Origin of the sequence: Staphylococcus parequorum, from assembly GCF_039237145.1 — a bacterium.
GTDB lineage: Bacteria > Bacillota > Bacilli > Staphylococcales > Staphylococcaceae > Staphylococcus > Staphylococcus equorum_A.
In genome coordinates, this window is record NZ_CP150682.1 from 1,398,536 (window position 1) to 1,415,887 (window position 17,352).

General features: G+C 30.7%; 16 protein-coding genes and 1 pseudogene. 11 read left to right on the forward strand and 6 right to left on the reverse strand.

The window, feature by feature from the left end:
* Positions 1-102: 102 nt before the first annotated feature.
* Positions 103-1,386 carry a dicarboxylate/amino acid:cation symporter gene (locus AAA453_RS06770; protein ID WP_427706994.1) on the forward strand — a complete coding sequence of 428 codons (1,284 nt, stop codon included), beginning with the start codon at positions 103-105 and terminating at the stop codon, positions 1,384-1,386.
* 114 nt (positions 1,387-1,500) lie between these two features.
* Here the strand turns inward: AAA453_RS06770 and AAA453_RS06775 are convergent, their stop codons facing one another.
* Positions 1,501-1,845, reverse strand: a complete 345-nt coding sequence (locus tag AAA453_RS06775) for a hypothetical protein (protein WP_427706996.1) — start codon at positions 1,843-1,845, stop codon at positions 1,501-1,503.
* Between the two features lie 233 nt (positions 1,846-2,078).
* On the opposite strand from AAA453_RS06775, the gene AAA453_RS06780 reads away from it, so the two are divergent.
* Both AAA453_RS06780 and AAA453_RS06785 read left to right on the forward strand, forming a co-directional pair.
* Entirely contained in the window at positions 2,079-2,438 is a 360-nt protein-coding gene (locus AAA453_RS06780) for a hypothetical protein (RefSeq protein WP_427706999.1), read from the forward strand.
* Positions 2,439-2,747: 309 nt separating this feature from the next.
* Positions 2,748-2,890: pseudogene (locus AAA453_RS06785) on the forward strand (IS5/IS1182 family transposase); the annotation flags it as partial.
* Positions 2,891-3,214: 324 nt separating this feature from the next.
* Here the strand turns inward: AAA453_RS06785 and purU are convergent.
* Positions 3,215-4,066 carry a formyltetrahydrofolate deformylase gene (gene purU / locus AAA453_RS06790; RefSeq protein WP_427707000.1) on the reverse strand — a complete coding sequence of 284 codons (852 nt, stop codon included), beginning with the start codon at positions 4,064-4,066 and terminating at the stop codon, positions 3,215-3,217.
* A gap of 431 nt (positions 4,067-4,497) precedes the next feature.
* Here purU and xdrA point away from each other — a divergent pair, with 431 nt between their 5' ends.
* The 6 genes from xdrA to yhaM all read left to right on the forward strand — a co-directional run bounded on the left by xdrA (position 4,498) and on the right by yhaM (position 12,106).
* The gene (gene xdrA, locus AAA453_RS06795) at positions 4,498-4,962 is read left to right on the forward strand and encodes an XRE family transcriptional regulator XdrA (RefSeq protein WP_277582196.1); all 465 of its coding nucleotides are present in this window, start codon (positions 4,498-4,500) and stop codon (positions 4,960-4,962) included.
* Between the two features lie 320 nt (positions 4,963-5,282).
* Positions 5,283-6,413, forward strand: coding sequence for a DUF445 domain-containing protein (locus AAA453_RS06800; protein WP_427707002.1), 1,131 nt, complete (start codon positions 5,283-5,285; stop codon positions 6,411-6,413).
* 67 nt (positions 6,414-6,480) lie between these two features.
* Positions 6,481-6,825 (forward strand): YlbF/YmcA family competence regulator, encoded by a 345-nt coding sequence (locus AAA453_RS06805; RefSeq protein WP_046466332.1) that lies wholly within the window; start codon positions 6,481-6,483, stop codon positions 6,823-6,825.
* Between the two features lie 220 nt (positions 6,826-7,045).
* The gene (locus AAA453_RS06810; RefSeq protein WP_046466333.1) at positions 7,046-8,230 is read left to right on the forward strand and encodes a metallophosphoesterase family protein; all 1,185 of its coding nucleotides are present in this window, start codon (positions 7,046-7,048) and stop codon (positions 8,228-8,230) included.
* A 1-nt stretch (position 8,231) separates the two neighbouring features.
* A complete protein-coding gene (locus tag AAA453_RS06815) occupies positions 8,232-11,165 on the forward strand; it encodes an AAA family ATPase (RefSeq protein ID WP_427707004.1) in 2,934 nt (977 codons plus the stop codon).
* Positions 11,165-12,106 carry a 3'-5' exoribonuclease YhaM gene (yhaM, locus tag AAA453_RS06820; protein WP_046466335.1) on the forward strand — a complete coding sequence of 314 codons (942 nt, stop codon included), beginning with the start codon at positions 11,165-11,167 and terminating at the stop codon, positions 12,104-12,106. Before AAA453_RS06815 ends, yhaM begins: the two co-directional genes overlap by 1 nt.
* A gap of 191 nt (positions 12,107-12,297) precedes the next feature.
* Here the strand turns inward: yhaM and prsA are convergent, their stop codons facing one another.
* From prsA to AAA453_RS06840, 4 genes are all read right to left on the reverse strand, one after another.
* Positions 12,298-13,290 (reverse strand): peptidylprolyl isomerase PrsA, encoded by a 993-nt coding sequence (prsA, locus tag AAA453_RS06825; RefSeq protein WP_277575893.1) that lies wholly within the window; start codon positions 13,288-13,290, stop codon positions 12,298-12,300.
* A gap of 253 nt (positions 13,291-13,543) precedes the next feature.
* The gene (locus AAA453_RS06830; protein ID WP_002507252.1) at positions 13,544-14,101 is read right to left on the reverse strand and encodes a DUF3267 domain-containing protein; all 558 of its coding nucleotides are present in this window, start codon (positions 14,099-14,101) and stop codon (positions 13,544-13,546) included.
* A 268-nt stretch (positions 14,102-14,369) separates the two neighbouring features.
* Positions 14,370-14,741, reverse strand: a complete 372-nt coding sequence (locus AAA453_RS06835; protein WP_046466337.1) for a YtxH domain-containing protein — start codon at positions 14,739-14,741, stop codon at positions 14,370-14,372.
* A gap of 79 nt (positions 14,742-14,820) precedes the next feature.
* Positions 14,821-15,246 (reverse strand): HIT family protein, encoded by a 426-nt coding sequence (locus AAA453_RS06840; RefSeq protein WP_046466338.1) that lies wholly within the window; start codon positions 15,244-15,246, stop codon positions 14,821-14,823.
* Positions 15,247-15,373: 127 nt separating this feature from the next.
* On the opposite strand from AAA453_RS06840, the gene ecsA reads away from it, so the two are divergent.
* Both ecsA and ecsB read left to right on the forward strand, forming a co-directional pair.
* Positions 15,374-16,111, forward strand: coding sequence for an ABC transporter ATP-binding protein EcsA (ecsA, locus tag AAA453_RS06845; RefSeq protein ID WP_069818064.1), 738 nt, complete (start codon positions 15,374-15,376; stop codon positions 16,109-16,111).
* On the forward strand, positions 16,108-17,331 hold the full coding sequence (gene ecsB, locus AAA453_RS06850; protein ID WP_285323449.1) for an ABC transporter permease EcsB: 1,224 nt from the start codon (positions 16,108-16,110) through the stop codon (positions 17,329-17,331). Before ecsA ends, ecsB begins: the two co-directional genes overlap by 4 nt.
* Positions 17,332-17,352: the final 21 nt, after the last annotated feature.

Consider the following 17,352-nt stretch of genomic DNA (forward strand, 5'->3'; position numbering starts at 1 on the left):
TTGGAAGCGCATTCATTTTTTTGTAATTATTTTCAAATTTTACTTTTAATTATATAATATTACTATATAATACAGAGTAATAAACAATAGGGGGATAATGCAATGAAAACAAAAAACCTTTCAATGAAGATTGTCATAGCATTAATATTAGGTATTGCCATTGGTTCTATTTTTAATATGTTTGCACAATCTGCATTTGTAGTAAATGTTGATAAATACGTATTTAATGTTATTGGACAAATTTTCTTAAATTTAATATTTATGTTAGTAGTACCAGTAGTATTTGTATCAATCGTTTTAGGAGTAGTAGGGGTTGGGGACCCGAAACTACTAGGTGGTATAGGTTTAAAAACAATTACATTCTTTTTAGCAACTACAGCTTTAGCAATTACAATCGGTATAGCTTTAGCATTAATATTTAACCCAGGCGAAGGTAAGTCAGATTTATTAAATAGTGAAGATGTTTCTAGTTATCAAAAAACTTTAGATAAAGAAGAGGGCTCACAAAGTGCTGCAGCCAGTCAATCGTTCGATCAAACTTTAATTAATCTATTTCCAAAGAATCCATTACAATCAATGACTGATGAAAATATGCTTCAAATTATTACATTTGCTATTTTTATTGGGGTCGGTATTATTATGGTCGGTTCTAAAGCACAAATGGTACATAAGTTTTTTGAACAAACCAATGAAGTACTCATGTATATCGTGACCATGATTATGAGTGTCTTTGCACCAATTGGTACATTTGGTTTAGTTGCACATGCCTTTACAGGAGCTGGTTTTGGTGCTATTAAACAATTAGGTATGTACTTCTTTATTGTACTGTTAGCACTCGCAATTCATTTCTTCGTGGTATACGGTTCAGCAGTTAAATTCATGGGAAAAACAAGCCCATTGAAATTCTTTAAAGCATTTATACCAGCGATTTCGCTTGGATTTAGTGCTTCGAGTTCAACAGCAACGTTACCAGTCTCACTAAGATGTACGAAGAAAATGGGAGTGAGACCTGAAATTGCATCCTTTGTCCAACCTTTAGGTGCGACAATCAATATGGATGGTACAGCAATTATGCAAGGGGTAGCAACAATCTTTATTGCTCAAATTTCAGGTGTGGATCTTTCATTTGGACAACTTATTACAGTAGTAGTAATTGCAGTCGTAGCATCCATTGGAACTGCGGGTGTCCCAGGTGTCGGCTTAATTATGTTAGCAATGGTATTAAATGCAGTTGGATTAGACCCAGCAGCAATCGGTATTATTTTAGGTATAGATAGATTGTTAGATATGACAAGAACATCTGTAAATATTACTGGTGACGCAGCTTGTGCGTTGATTATTTCAAACGCAGCAGACAGAAAAGATGCTAAAAAGGCTCAAGCATAAATAGTTAATAATATTTTAATAAAAAAGCCTCCCATTCAATTGTTTGAATGGGAGGCTTTTTGCATGTCAATTATAAATATGTATAACTATTAGTTTAGATGAGAGCAAAAATACTTAATTTCTATAGTAAGAATGATTCTCCTCTTTAATTTTATTAATGGAGTTGTAAAGTTCTACAAATCGTTTGCCATCTTTACGATTTACTTGGTCGAAGATCCATGATTCACCATCGTTATCTATTATGACAATGCGGAATGGAGAAAATGAAAACCCAAATTTAACATTTTTGACTTCATTAAAATGAAAAGCATCTTTATTTTCTGTTCCTTTAAGTGGTCCGCTTGCTTGAAACCGAATTTCATCATTTAGAAGTGTTAAAGTACCCGGAATTGTTTGAGCTGTAGAAACTTTCATAGCAGCGTATAGCGAAAACGCTGTATTGTGTGTCTGTATTGTCATAGCCGAGCCTCCAATTTTAGTGAAATTTTTCTTAGTATATCATTTTTTAATGTATGCAACAAATAAGAGATTAACTTAATATAAATTATAATTAAAAATTTAAATACAAACATAAAGTTTTTCGAAATATATTCATATAAAAACTTTAAAAATTCTGAATATTTTGTTAGTGTTATAACCAAGTTGCAAGGTAGTCAAAATAAGTTGCAACATTTTAAGGAGGAATTTTCTATATGGATACATTAAATTTTATGAAAAGTAAGGGGTTAGCAAGTTTAATGGTTGCTGCTTTAATTATTTCGTTAGTAGGTGTCTTCAATAGTGCAAGTGCTGCAAGTATAGATAATCCGGTAGAAGTTAGCAAGAAAGATGAGAGTACAGTACATCTTAAATTAAAAGAAGGTATCAAGGGTACTCAAGCTGAAGATGGAGCGGTTACGCTTACTGATGAAGATGGAGAATCTAAAGAATTACCTACGGAAGTAGAAAAAGATGGAGAAACAGTTAAGATAAAATATACAGAAACTGACGATGGATATGATATGGAAGTTTTAAGTAAAGAGACAACACGTACACAAGCAGACTCAATGTAACAATTCTTTGTTTTAAAAAATTAAATGATTGATTCCTAAAAATTATTTTTTAAGAGAATAGAATATCAGTAATCATGATAAATTAAATCATTCAAACTAAAAAAGAGCCTTTATAGTTTCTTTCAGAGTGTCGACAAAGTCTCCGACTTTGTTGGCACTTTTTTGTGCACGCTTTCCGCGGGCACAGCCTCAGCCTGTAGTCTTCGGCTAGTGCTTTTCCCGCAGGAGTCGGCACGAATTAGTGGCATTTTTCAAACAAAAATAATGTAATATATTTAAATTAAACAGTGGTGGTGTTTGTAATGTTGAATAAATCAATTGATAAAAGAGATAGAAACGAACGTAGCTTACCATTGGTAGTAAGGTTAAACTATTTAGATAAAGTACCTCGTTTAGGTACATTTAGTAAAAACTATACACGCCGTTTTCATGATACAGATTTATTTTCACAAAGAATGTGAAAATTTTTAAAACAACGTGTGAAAAGTTTGAGAACCTACGAAAGATATTAATACAGACAAAGCTGGTTAAGCTCTGTTATAGAACAGTTAACGTTAAAATTAAAGCTGTTCATTTAGATTGTATTGAATCTAAAAAAATCTAATTGCATCACTTAATAGTGAGCATGTAAATAAAAAAACGAGATAATACCTAAAGATTCTAGGTATTATCTCATTTATAAAAATCACACTTATAATAGAAGATATTGATAGTTATTATTAAAAAATGATACATGAGCATATGGTAACAGCGAGTAGTACACGCCGTTTTTACTATTAATTAAATACGATTGTTTTATTTCCTTTTGTAACTATTACTTTATGTTGAACGTGGTATTCAACAGCTTGTGCTAATACACTTGATTCAACATGACGACCAATTTTTCTTAAGTCTTGAACATTATAACGATGATTAATACGTGTTACATCTTGATCAATGATAGGGCCTTCATCTAAGTCAGATGTTACATAGTGACTCGTAGCTCCGACAAGTTTCACTCCACGTTCCCAAGCTTGTTTATAAGGATTTGCTCCAATAAATGAAGGTAAGAAGGAATGATGAATATTGATGATTTGATTTGGATATTGGCTCACGAAATCGTCACTTAAAATTTGCATATATTTTGCTAATACAATGAGTTCAATTTCGTGTTTGCCACAAATATCTAAAATATATTTCTCAACTAAATCTTTAGCATCGTTGCTAGGCACATAATAAAAAGGAATATTAAACGTTTCTGCAAAATGTCTATTATTTTCGTGATTACTGACAACACATACAATTTCCGCAGGTATTTCTCCACGTTTCACTCTCAGTAAAACTTCATTGAAAGCATGATCTTCTTTTGAAACAAATAAGGCAATTTTAGTTTTATGACTATTATCGAATAAGTTAAATTCAATATCATTTTCACTTAGTGTTTTTTCTAAAGCTTCTTTTACTAAAGGCACTTTATTAAATTCAAATCGTAAATATAATTTTCCATCGGCATCTTGTGCATGATCATATTCTGTAAAGTGATCTAAATGTAAAATATTAGAATCATATTGTGAAATGATATTTGTGATTAATGATGTAATTCCAACTTTGTCTGAACATGTTGCTAGTAATATGTATTTATCTTCCATTTTAAGCACCTCTAATTTTGAAAAGTAACTCAGAGTATAATGAAGATTCTGAAAAAAGTAAACGGTTATAGCTCAATTTAATAACTTTTAAATTTTTTAAATCTTTTTCTATGCGCAAATGGGTAAAGTAGGCTATAATGATTAATAGTGTTTTTATCTTAAAAGAGTAATAAGTAATTTAAGAAAATAACACTTTTCACAAAAATAATACGCTTACAATCAAAATGTTTTTTGTTTGTAACTTATTTATAAGATATAAGATTGATTATTTTGATAATTGCGCCAATGATAAAAAACAATGAAAATTTCATTTCACTCTTTTATTTTCTTGAAAATTGTATTAAGATGTAATTTGTGTTTCAAGAAGCGTGTATTATTGCAATTTCTTGTGTCCGGATAAAATATTCTTTTATGAAAGGTAGATTAAAGTAATGGATAGACAGCATTTCACAGATTTAATTCAAACAAAATTTAAAATGGTACGTATTGAAGCAGGTTATACGCAAGATACGATGGCCCAAACTATTGGTCTTTCAAAAAAGACATTAGTTCAAATAGAAAAAGAGAGAGTATTACCTAACTGGACTACGTGTGTATCAATTTGTGCGTTATTCAGAGATTCAGATGTTCTAAATAGTACTTTTGGTTGTGATCCTTTAGAAATGGTACAAACGATTTCTCGTAATCATTGTGCATACCCTAACCATTCTACAACAAGTGACATATACTGGAATACGATTGATAGCCGCAACGGTTTCATCTTACAAAGTAATAAAGTAAGTGATATCTATCGTGTACTTAATAACGAAACGCAACCAATATTTGGAACGTCTAAATTAAGAGAAGCTGAAACATACTTCGGCAGAATATCAAAAGAAGAATTAATGCACGTATAATATTAATTCATTTTGTGATAGGAGAATCATTATTTATATAATTGGGTGACATGGGACTTTAAATTGTATATGAATGATTTAGTCACTTTACTCTACTTGACCTAAACAAAGATTTAGGTCTTTTTTTATTTGGTTGTTTTGTCACTTTATTTTAGTTGCTTGTGATATTTAAGATGAATTAAGTAACTAAATATAGAAAACAAGGTATTTTTACTACACATTTTTATAGTAAGTATTATACAATGTAAAAATGATTGTAATTTAAAATGGTCTTTCAATAAAACAGAAATAAATTATAGAATTTAAAGGAGAAATCATCTATGCATACTTTTTTAATAATTGTATTTATGATGGTGATTGGAGCATTGATAGGTGGGGTAACAAATATTTTAGCAGTTAGAATGCTATTTCATCCATTTAAAACCTATTATATTTTTAATAAACGTGTGCCCTTTACACCAGGATTAATACCAAAACGTAGAAAAGAAGTCGCTGATAAGATTGGTCAAGTAGTTGAAGAACACTTATTAACAGAAAGTTTAATCCAATCAAAATTAAATGCACCATCTTCAAGACAAGCAATTGAAGAAGTATTACTTAAACAAATTCAAAAATTAAAACAAGAACATATGACATTGCAATATTTCGCTGATAAGTTAGATTTAGATGTTGCGCAGGTAGCAAATGAAAAATTAGACTTAGTGATTTCAAATAAATTAGATGCATTTTACCAAGATAATCAAACTACACCTATCAAACAGATTATTCCTGAAGAAATAGAAGCTAGTATTGATAGTAAAATAGATTTAGTTCCTGATTTATTGTTTGAAAGAGCAAGCGTGTATCTAAGTTCAGAAAAAGGTGCAACTGATATTGCATCTATGTTGGAGACTTTCTTCAACGAAAAAGGTAAAATAGTTGGCTTATTACAAATGTTTATGACTAAAGAGAGTATTGCTGATCGTATTCAACATGAACTTATTCGTTTAACTAAACATCCTAAAGCTAAGGCAATTGCAAAACAGGTCATTGATAATGAATATGAGACTATGAAAGCTAAAAATTTAAATGAACTTGTTAGCGAAAGTCAGTACAATTCATTTAAAACTTCTATAACTGAATTAGCTGTTGGTTATTTAGATGTAGATAAAGTATCAAAACAATCGTTTAATACTTTAATGCCAAGCTTTATTCATTTCTTAGAAAGTAAAGTTTCTCAAAAACTAACAGATGTTATTATAGAGAATATATCTAAACATATATCTCCAATCATGAAAAAGATTAATTTAAGACAAATGGTTGAAGAACAAATTAATACATTTGATTTAGCTTATATAGAAAGATTAATCATTGATGTCGCAAATAAAGAACTGAAATTAATTATGCTTTTAGGTTTTTTATTAGGGGGCATAATAGGGCTATTACAGGGCGTAATTGCAATTTTTGTATAACATATTAAATTATGTTATTGTAATACCGATGTGGTTTTCACACATATACAAAAAGGAGTGAAGCATAGTGGCAGTAAATTTACACGATCATGCAAATCAATTAGAACAAGCTTTAAGAGAAAGTGATGAATACCAAGCTATTCAAAAAGCTTATGCAAATGTTAAAGAAAATAAAGAGTCAAAAGAATTATTTGACGAATTCCGTGAAACTCAATTAGAATTCCAACAAAAACAAATGCAAGGTGAAGAAATCGGTGAAGAAGAGCTACAAAAAGCACAAGAACAAGCTCAAAAAATCGAAAATGATTCAAACATTTCAGAATTAATGGCTGCTGAACAAAACATGAGCCAAGTATTCCAAGAAATCAACCAAATCATTGTTAAACCTTTAGACGAAATCTACGCTGACTAATATCAATTAATCAGATTTTTGATTTCCAGCTACAATACATTTTATGTATTGTAGCTTTTTTTGTTTTATCGACTGAATCTTAGACAATGTGGTAAAATATAGAGATACAAGGTATTCGCATGCACACATCTTAAAATTTGAATGAGCAACTAATTCATTTATAGATTGTCTTGCATGTATCATCTTAAATAAACCTTTAGATAAAGGAGAACTGTACTGTATGGTGAAATTTATTCATTGTGCTGACTTACATTTAGATAGCCCGTTTAAGTCAAGAAGCTATTTAAGTCAGTCGATTTTTGAAGATATGCAAAAAAGTGCGTACGAAAGCTTTAAAAAAATAGTAGATTTAGCATTGAATGAAGAAATAGATTTTATGATTGTTTCTGGTGATTTATTTGACCAACAGAATCGGACATTACGTGCAGAAGTGTTTTTGAAAGAGCAATTTGAGCGCTTATCTAAAGAACAAATATTCGTCTATATTTGTCATGGCAATCATGATCCTTTATCATCGAATATTGGAACAGAATGGCCAGATAATGTTTCAGTGTTCTCAGAAAATGTTGAAACTTATCAAACAATCACTAAAAATGGAGAAGAAATCTATCTTCACGGCTTTAGTTATCAAAATGATGCGAGTTACGAAAATAAATTAGATGCTTATCCATCAAGTCAAGGCCAAAAAGGAATCCATATTGGCATACTTCATGGTACATATAGTAAATCTAGTGCGAAAGACCGCTATACAGAATTTAGATTAGAAGATTTAAACAATAAGCTGTATCATTATTGGGCACTAGGTCATATTCATGAACGTCAACAATTAAGCGATATGCCTCAAATTCACTATCCAGGTAATATACAAGGCCGACACTTTAAAGAATTAGGTGAAAAAGGTTGTTTACTCGTAGAAGGCGACGATTTAAATCTCGAGGCTAAATTCGTACCTACACAATTTATTCGCTTTGAAAAAGCAACGCTTGAAACAGATAAAACTTCTAAGCAAGGTCTTTTTGAAGCAATTCAAACTTTTAAAACACAAGTGAGAAAAAATGGTAAATCGATTTATCAATTGAAGGTTATTGTTAATTCCGATCAATTGATACCTGAACAAGACGTCATACAAGTTCATGAAATGATTAGTGATTATGAAGAAAATGAACATAACTTTGTATTTATTGAAAATTTAACAATCAACAATAAATATGAAGATCAAAATACATTAGTAAAAGAATTCTCGCCAGAGTTAATCGATGACAACACTGTTTATGATAAAGCTATGAACGATTTATATTTAAACCCTAAAGCTTCTAAATATCTAGAAAATTATAGTGATTTTGATCGACGTGGTTTGATAGAACATGCCGAAGAATTATTAAAGTCAGATATGAGGGAGGAATAATATGAAAATTAAATCGTTAGAGATATATGGTTATGGTAGATTTATACAAAGAACAATCGAATTTGATGAGACTTTCACTGAAATATATGGTGAAAACGAAACTGGAAAGTCTACGATACAAGCCTTTATTCACTCCATCTTATTTGGTTTTCCAACAAAAAAAGAAAATGAGCCGCGCTTAGAACCACGATTAGGTAACCAATATGGTGGTAAATTAACTTTAATTCAAGATGATGGCACATTAGTTGATGTAGAGCGTATAAAGGGTAGTGCAGTAGGCGATGTGAAAGTTTATTTACCTAATGGCACGATTAAAGATGAAAATTGGTTGAAAAAAGAATTGAATTTTATTTCTAAACGTACATACCAAGGTATTTTTTCTTTTGATGTACTTGGGTTACAAGATATTCATAAAAATATGGATGAGACACAATTACAAAATTATTTATTACAAGCGGGTGCATTAGGTTCTACAGAATTTACTAGCATGCGTGGCATTTTAAATGAGAAAAAAGAAATGTTATATAAGAAAAATGGACGTAATCCAATTATTAATCAACAATTAGATCAGTTGAAAGACTTAGAGAGTCAAATTAGAGCAGAAGAGTCGAAGTTAACTACTTATAAAAGACTTGTGGATGATAAAGATAAATCAGAACGCAGGTTAGATAATATAAAGCAAAATCTAGCACAGTTATCTAAAATGCATAACGAAAAACAAAAAGAACTCACTTTGCATGAACAAACACAAGAATGGAAAACATTAGAATCTCAACTAAATATTGAACCAGTACTTTTCCCAGAACAAGGTATTGATCGCTACGAATCTGCAAAAATTCAAACCCAAAACCTTAAAAGAGATTTGGGTTTAAGAGAAGAAAAGTTAGCGCATCTTAAATCAGAAAATGAAAAAATCAATGTTCCGAAACAAAGTGATATAGATGCTTTCAATCATTTACACCAACAAGAGAATGAAATTAAACAAAAAGAATACGAACTTAAAGCTATTGAAAAAGACATCCAAGATAAAGAGCGCGAAAAGACTGGTCTGAAGTCTAATATTGGCTGGCATGATGTGCATCATCAAGTTGACAGTTCAGAAGCAATGAAAAGCTTTGTAAGTAATCAAATTAAAAACAAACAAGAACAAACTGCATTTGTACAACAACTCGAACGTAATATCGAAGAAAATAAAATTGATCAAGAGACCAATGCTACGGAAATAGATGCTTTAGAAGCAGATATTGTACCTGAAGAAAATTTTGAAAAGAAAAAACAATATAATAAACAAGTATTTGAGCTTCAAGAAAAGAATAACCTTTACCAAAAAATGAAAGAGGCTTTTGATAAAGATCAACAAGAAAATGAGAAAAAACAGAATTTATTACGCATAAGCTTAATTATATTAGCAGTAATAAGTATAGGACTAACGATTTTCTCATTCGTATCTGCGAACATACTCTTTGGCGTTGTATTTACGATATTGTCAGTCATATTTATCATAGGCGTTTTCTTTGTAAAATCTAAGGAAATAGGTCATAGTGAAACTTTCTCAAAAGAAATAGATGATTTGCAACGACAAATTACGCATTTAGAAGATAATTATGATCTTGACTTTGACTTGGATGATCAGTACCGAGTGCGGGAACAGTTGCATAGTACAGTTAAGACAAAAGAAGCACTTGATAAAAAGGCCGACTATTTAGCAACGAGTTTAGAGCAAGCTCAAAAACAATATCAAGAAGCACAAGACAGTATTCATAAAGTTAAAACAGATTTGCATTTATCTGATAAAATGTCAGATGAACTAATCATTGATAGTATTGGCACAATGAATAAGATTAAAGACTACGATAAGCATATCGATGAACTTAAAGAGCAAGCGCGTCAATTACGTGAATCGTTAGAAGCATTTTATGCACATGCTAAAGAAATAACTAATAATCAATTTACGTATTTTAATGATTTATCACTATTCCATGACATTAGACAGTGGCTCAAAGAAGAAACAAGTAATCTTGAAAAATGGAATAGAAACGATGAGCAAATCAAATTAATTGAGAGTGAAGTATCGCAACTACACAATCGATTAAACGAAAATAATAATGTGATTACACAGTTATTTGGCTATGTTAATGCTTCTGATGAAGAGAGTTATTATCAACAACATGTACAATATCAAAATTATCAACAACAAATGACAAGGTTTAATGATTTATCGAAATACTTAGAGAATCAAAATTATAATTATGATTTAAGCTCAAGGTTAAGTGAAAAGACTTATGCGCAATTAACGCATGAAGATGAAGTCTTAGCACGACAAGTAGACGAATATAATGATCAATATTTAGAAATGCAGTCAGAAGTTAGTGACTTAAACGCAAAAATAACTGATATGGAAACAGACAAGACATTAGCTGATTTAAGACATAGATTCCATATTCTTAAAAATAAAGTAAATGATGAAGCAAAAGATTGGGCAAGTCTGAGTTACTTACAATCTTTAGTAGAAGGTCACATTGCACAAATTAAAGATAAACGTTTACCAGAAGTGATAAGCGAAGCAACTGATATATTTACGCATTTAACAAATGGTCATTACGTACAAGTGACTTATGCTAACGATGAATTAATGGTGAAACAACAAAATGGTCAAATGTATGAACCAGTAGAACTTAGTCAGTCTACTAAAGAAATACTTTATATTTCATTGCGATTGAGTTTAATCAAAACGTTAAAACCATACTATCCATTTCCAATTATCATTGATGATGCATTTGTACATTTTGATAAACAACGCAAAGAAATTATGATGAATTATTTAAGACAAATGCCGAAAGACTATCAAATTTTATTCTTTACATGTGTGAAAGATACAAGTGTGCCTTCAAAACAAATCATTACGTTGAATAAATTCGAGGAAGGCGGTAAATAATGAGAAACGTAGAAAATTTAAAGCCTGGAGATTCTGTAGATCACTTTTTTCTAATTCATAAAGCAATACAAGGTGTGACAGCTCAAGGCAAAGATTATATGACACTACATTTACAAGATAAAAGTGGGGATATAGAATCTAAATTATGGACGGTTTCAAAAGAAGATATGAAAATATTAGAGCCTGAACAAATTGTCCATGTTACTGGTGATGTTATCAATTATCGTGGTAGAAAACAGATGAAAATCAATAAAATACAGTTAGCTAAACCAGAAGATAATATGAAAACACAAGATTTTGTTGATGGTGCGCCATTAACACCAGATGAAATTCAAGAAGAAGTTTCACATTATATGCTAGATATTGAAAATGCTACGCTACAACGTATTACGCGTCATTTGATACGTAAGCATCAAGAAGCATTTTTCACATTCCCAGCGGCAAGTACACATCACCATAACTTTTCTAGTGGTTTAAGTTATCATGTATTAACGATGTTGCGTGTTGCTAAATCTATATGTGATATTTATCCTTTACTTAACCGTAGTTTATTATATAGCTCAATTATTTTACATGATTTAGGTAAAGTAAGAGAATTAAGCGGACCAGTTGCTACATCGTACACAGTAGAAGGTAATTTACTTGGTCACATCTCCATAGCGAGTGATGAAGTTGCAGAAGCGGCAAGAGAGTTGAATCTTGACGGAGAAGAAGTACTTTTATTGCGCCATATGATTTTAGCACATCATGGTAAGATGGAATATGGTTCTCCTAAGTTACCGCACATGAAAGAAGCAGAAATATTATTCTTTATTGATAATATCGATGCTAAAATGAATATGTTTGAAAAAGCATATAAGAAAACGGATAAAGGTCAATTTACTGAGCGTATTTTTGGACTAGATGGCAGACAGTTTTATAATCCAACGTCACTAGACTAATCACGTCATTGTTTATATAAGAGGATAGTTTGGAACATCAAGAACACATCCTCAAATTAAATACACCAAGCCATTTGTTTTTCTGTTGGCTTGGTGTTTTCTATTATAAAAAAGGCTGATAGAATCTCTTTTAGAATCTATCAGCCTTTTTGAATTTGTGTGAGCTATTTCAGAGACACTGTGATGGCTTTTTATTGTCCTGTAGACATTCCAGCGCCACCTTGTTGCATAGCTTGTTGCTGTTGCTGTTGTTGCTGCTGTTGTTTTATTTTTTCTGGGTTTAAGATTGAATCTTCAATAGCTTTTTTGATATCTCTATCCTTATAGTCTACATTATATTCATCTAATAATTCTTTGTATGCATCTGTTAATAGTTTAGGCTCTTTTTGTACTTTAGATTGTAATAATTGAGATTTAAGTTTATCTTTTTGTTTATCAAAGTCGTCTTCTTTGTCTGCTTTAATAATATGATAACCATAATCTGTTTTCACTACTTTAGAAATTTCGCCTTCTTTAAGTTTAAAGAGAGCTTTTTCAAATTTATCTTCCATTTGGCCTTTCATAACATAACCTAAGCTACCGTCTTTTTTAGCTGATGATTTATCTCCTGATTCTTCTTTTGCGATTTCACCAAATTTGTCTGGATCTTTATCGACTTGTTTTTTGATTTTTTCTGCTTTTGCTTTTGCATCTTTATCAGATAAACCTTCTTTATCATCTTCATTTTCTTTTACTTTAATTAAGATATGAGAACCTTTTTTAGTGTTTTCTTTGATTTCTTTATCTGAAACATCGACTTTGTCATTAAGTAATTCTTTTTGATAAGCTTGCGTTTTCTTCTGTTCTTTATAATCACTTATAGACATTTTTTGCTGTTTTAACATACTTTCAAATTGTTCTTTACCGCCATATTGTTTTTGTTCTTTTTCAACTTCTTTGTCGATGTCTTTCGTATTAACTTCGTCTTTATATTTATCTGCTAGTAATTTGTTTAATAAGATTGAGAATGAACTGTTGGCAATTTGTTCATCGCCCATTTTGCTCATGACATCTTCTACTTTAACGTCTCCAGCTTTTGATGAAATAATCGTATCATCTTTTGAATCTGTTGCACTACTACCACAAGCACTTAATAGCAACGCGCTTGCCGTAACCGGAAGTATAACTTTTTTAAATGTTTTCATGGTTGGAAACTCCTTTTGTAATAATAACAACGTAAATATAACATATTATGCTGTGTTCACCAATAAGAAACCCTATTTCTAAGACTATAGTATTAGTAAATATATAAAAAAATAGATTATTAAAATTAATTTGAATAAAAAACAAAAAAGTGGGATAGAAATCAAAATTTAAAATTTGATTTCTATCCCACCCACAAGACGTATTAGGTATCTGATAGATAGCATGCTGCTTGTATGTCAAAGACACTATGCATTATTGTTCATATTTAGTGTCAACTTTATTTAGAATATTAATACCAGTTTGATGTTCTTCTATATATGAACCTTCATTGGAAAATAGTATTATTTTTAAATAAAGAAAATCCATTACTGAATAACCCATATTTAATGCAAGAATAAACATAAAGTAGTGACCAAATTGTGGGAACTGTATGCTGGCATATGCACAGATGCTCGTAATAATGATTACAGGCGTAATTAAATCAAAGCAAAAGTAATATTTATTTACAGGTGTGTTCACATACGTATTATAAAAAGGAACGGATTTATGTCGCACTAATTTATATTTTTTGAAAGATTTATAATAAGGAAACAGAAATACTAAATGAATTGCTTTATGAATAGGGTATAAGATCACCACTAACACTAAAAATACTAAAAAATATTGATCCGTCAATTTCGTATTGGAAAAGAAATACAAAATTTCATAGGCAATTAAGAATGTAATGATCGTTGTGACTAAACTTAGAAATGCGATTCTAGGTAAGCCGAAACGTGCATTTATATCAATTTGGCGTGTACATAGATACATAACTAAATCATGCTCCTCTACTTAATAAATATCAGCACTTATATACTTTCGTATTATCTATCCTAACAGTAAAAAGGTCAAGATAATTTTGAATATGTAATAGGGCGCATATAAAAGAAGAAATAAGCGATCAATTGAATGCTTTTATAGGAGTTTATATCAGTATATAAAAAGAGCTGTAAACCTCATTATGGACAATGCTAAAGGTTACAGCTCTATGTTTAGGTTTGATAGATGTTTAGCATAAAATCAATTGAATAACTGTAGGTTACTTATCTTTTTCAAAAGTTTTGCTAATTTCTTCGCCACGATTTTGTAAATTCTCGATATGAGACTGTAATTTTTCAATGTTAGGGTTGATATCAGATTTGAAATCACCAATCATTGTTTTCACTTCATCACCAATTGTACTACCAAATTCTGTACTTTCAGATTTAATTTGAGAGATATAATTCGTAATATCATTTATACTTTGCTTAATGGTATTAATTTCTCTATCAACTTCTGATTCAGCGCCGGCAGGTCTTTTTGTTTGTGCATTAAATTGGTTAGACTCTCTTTTATCGCGATTCATTAAAGCAAAGCCAAGACCAGTTGCAACGCCAGCACCAAGACCTAATAATATTTGAGCTGTTTTCATAAAAATTCTCCTCATTTCTAAATAATATCGCATTCTTTAATATGTTTTATATACCCCGTATGAGATAAGATAAGCATATTTAGTCGAATTGAGCTGCTATTTCTTGTGCGAGTTTAGCTTTTTGGTCATCATCAATCGTATCTTCATGCGTTTCCCATTTATAGCCAAAGCCATCCACATCGTTTTCATATCTTGGTAAAAAGTGGAAATGAAGATGGAAGACAGATTGATCGGCAAATTCACCATTATTCTGTATAATATTTAATCCATCAGGGTTAAATGCTTTTTTAATCGCATTTGCCACTTTAGGTAATGCTGCACCAATATGTTTCATTGTCTCAGTATCTGTTTCGAAAATATTGGCTGATGCTTTTTTAGGAACTAATAGTGTGTGACCTTTTGTAACTTGAGAAATGTCTAAAAATGCGTAAACATAATCATCTTCGTATACTTTATGGCTAGGTATGTCACCATCAATAATTTTACTAAAGACTGTTTCTGACATGAATCTTCACTCCTTGTAAGATTGTTACTGACTATTATAGCATTAGTATATTATTTCCGTCATTTTTCGCAGTAAATTTATGCCTATAGACTGATTTTTGATACAATATAATTTGTGGAGGTGCCATATGACAGTAAAAATAGAACATTTAACAGGCGGTTATGGTAAACGACCTGTAATTAAAAATATAAATTTTGAATTAACCCAAGGTGAAATTGTTGGGCTTATTGGATTAAATGGAGCAGGTAAAAGTACGACAATCAAGCACATGCTTGGTTTACTGACACCTATGGAAGGTGAGATGACAATTTCTAATATAAATATAAAACAAGATGTTGAAACTTATAGAAGAAAATTATCTTATATTCCAGAGTCTCCAGTTATTTATGAAGAATTAACATTGCAAGAACATATCTACATGACAGCTATGGCTTATAATATTAGCAAAGAAGCTGCAATGGAGAAGGCACAACCTTTATTAAAAACATTTCGCTTAGAAGATAAATTAAATATATTTCCAAGCCACTTTTCTAAAGGTATGAAGCAAAAAGTAATGATTATTTGTGCCTTTATTGTAGATCCAGAATTATACATTATTGATGAACCATTTCTTGGATTAGATCCTCTAGGCATTCAATCAATGTTAGATTTAATGGTTGAGAAAAAAGACGAAGGTCGTACTGTATTAATGAGTACACATATTTTAGCAACTGCAGAAAGATACTGCGATAGATTCTTAATTATGGACGAAGGGCAAATTGTAGCATTCGGAAACTTAGATGAACTAAGAGCACAAACAGGCTTAGAAGGTAAAACATTAGATGAAATATATATCCATGTCACACAAGGTGGCCAACAAACATGAATCAAAATGCGAAACAATTATTTAATACAAGAAAACAAGAGATAAGCAAAGAAAAGCAATACTATAATAAATTCATCTTTAATGGCCATTTCTCCGTATTTCTTGTAATTATGTTTGGTGCCTTTCTAGTAGGCTATGGTGATTGGCTACAATCTATACCACATGATTTTAATTACGCTTTGATTGCTAGTATCGTCGTAGCATTAACATCTATGTTTCCAATTAGAACGTTGCTTAAAGATGCAGATAGACTTTTTCTATTACCATTTGAAAAACACATGTCGGAATATATGAAACATAGTTTGATTTATAGTTACTTTTCTCGAATAGGGTTTCAAGTATTAATACTAATTGTGTTATTCCCATTGTTCTTTGTGATTAATAATCAAACGTTTGGTTTTTATATTTTGTTTGCTGTATTAGCACTCATTTTCCCATTGCTAGGTTTATTATTAAAATGGCAATGGTATAAATACCGATTAGAAGGTTGGTCTCTGTATGTATTACTCTTTATTATTTTCACCTCGGGATATTACTTAGCATTAGACCCGAAACAATTATCAAGTATTACTTCTGTTTTCCTCCTCGTGGGTATAACAATGTTAATCCGTTATCAAAATAAGACACATTTATATCCTTGGGAAAGAATGATTAAATCAGAACATCAACATCACATGAATTATTATAAATTCGTTAATATGTTCACGGATGTAAAACATCTTAAAGAAACAGCAGTAAGAAGAAGCTATCTAGATCCATTGCTGATTACGCCTAAGCGTAAAAAGTTTAATTCAAATTATATGTATCTTTATTTATTTATAAGAAGTTTTGTACGTGGTAAAGATGCTTTTAATATTATTTTAAGGTTAGTAATGCTTGCACTTGTTTTAATGTTTTGGTTAGAACAACCTATTATCATGTTAATTATTGGTAGCTTGTTTATGTACATTATCTTATTACAAATGGCACAATTTTATACACAACAAGCCTATGGGTTGTGGCCACAAGTATGGCCCGTTACTGAATCGAAAGTAATAAAAGGATATGAACAATTCTTGTATAGATTAATGTTAATTGTAGGAGCGTTATTTATTATCATCTATGCTGTAGTATTTCCGCTCTATAGTTACTTTGGTTTGTTATACTTCCTTGTAGGTTGGCTAACAATTTTAAATGTCATTAAAAAACTTAAATATCAAGAAACATTGTTAAGAGATTAAAAAAAGTCGTTTCTCGATGTG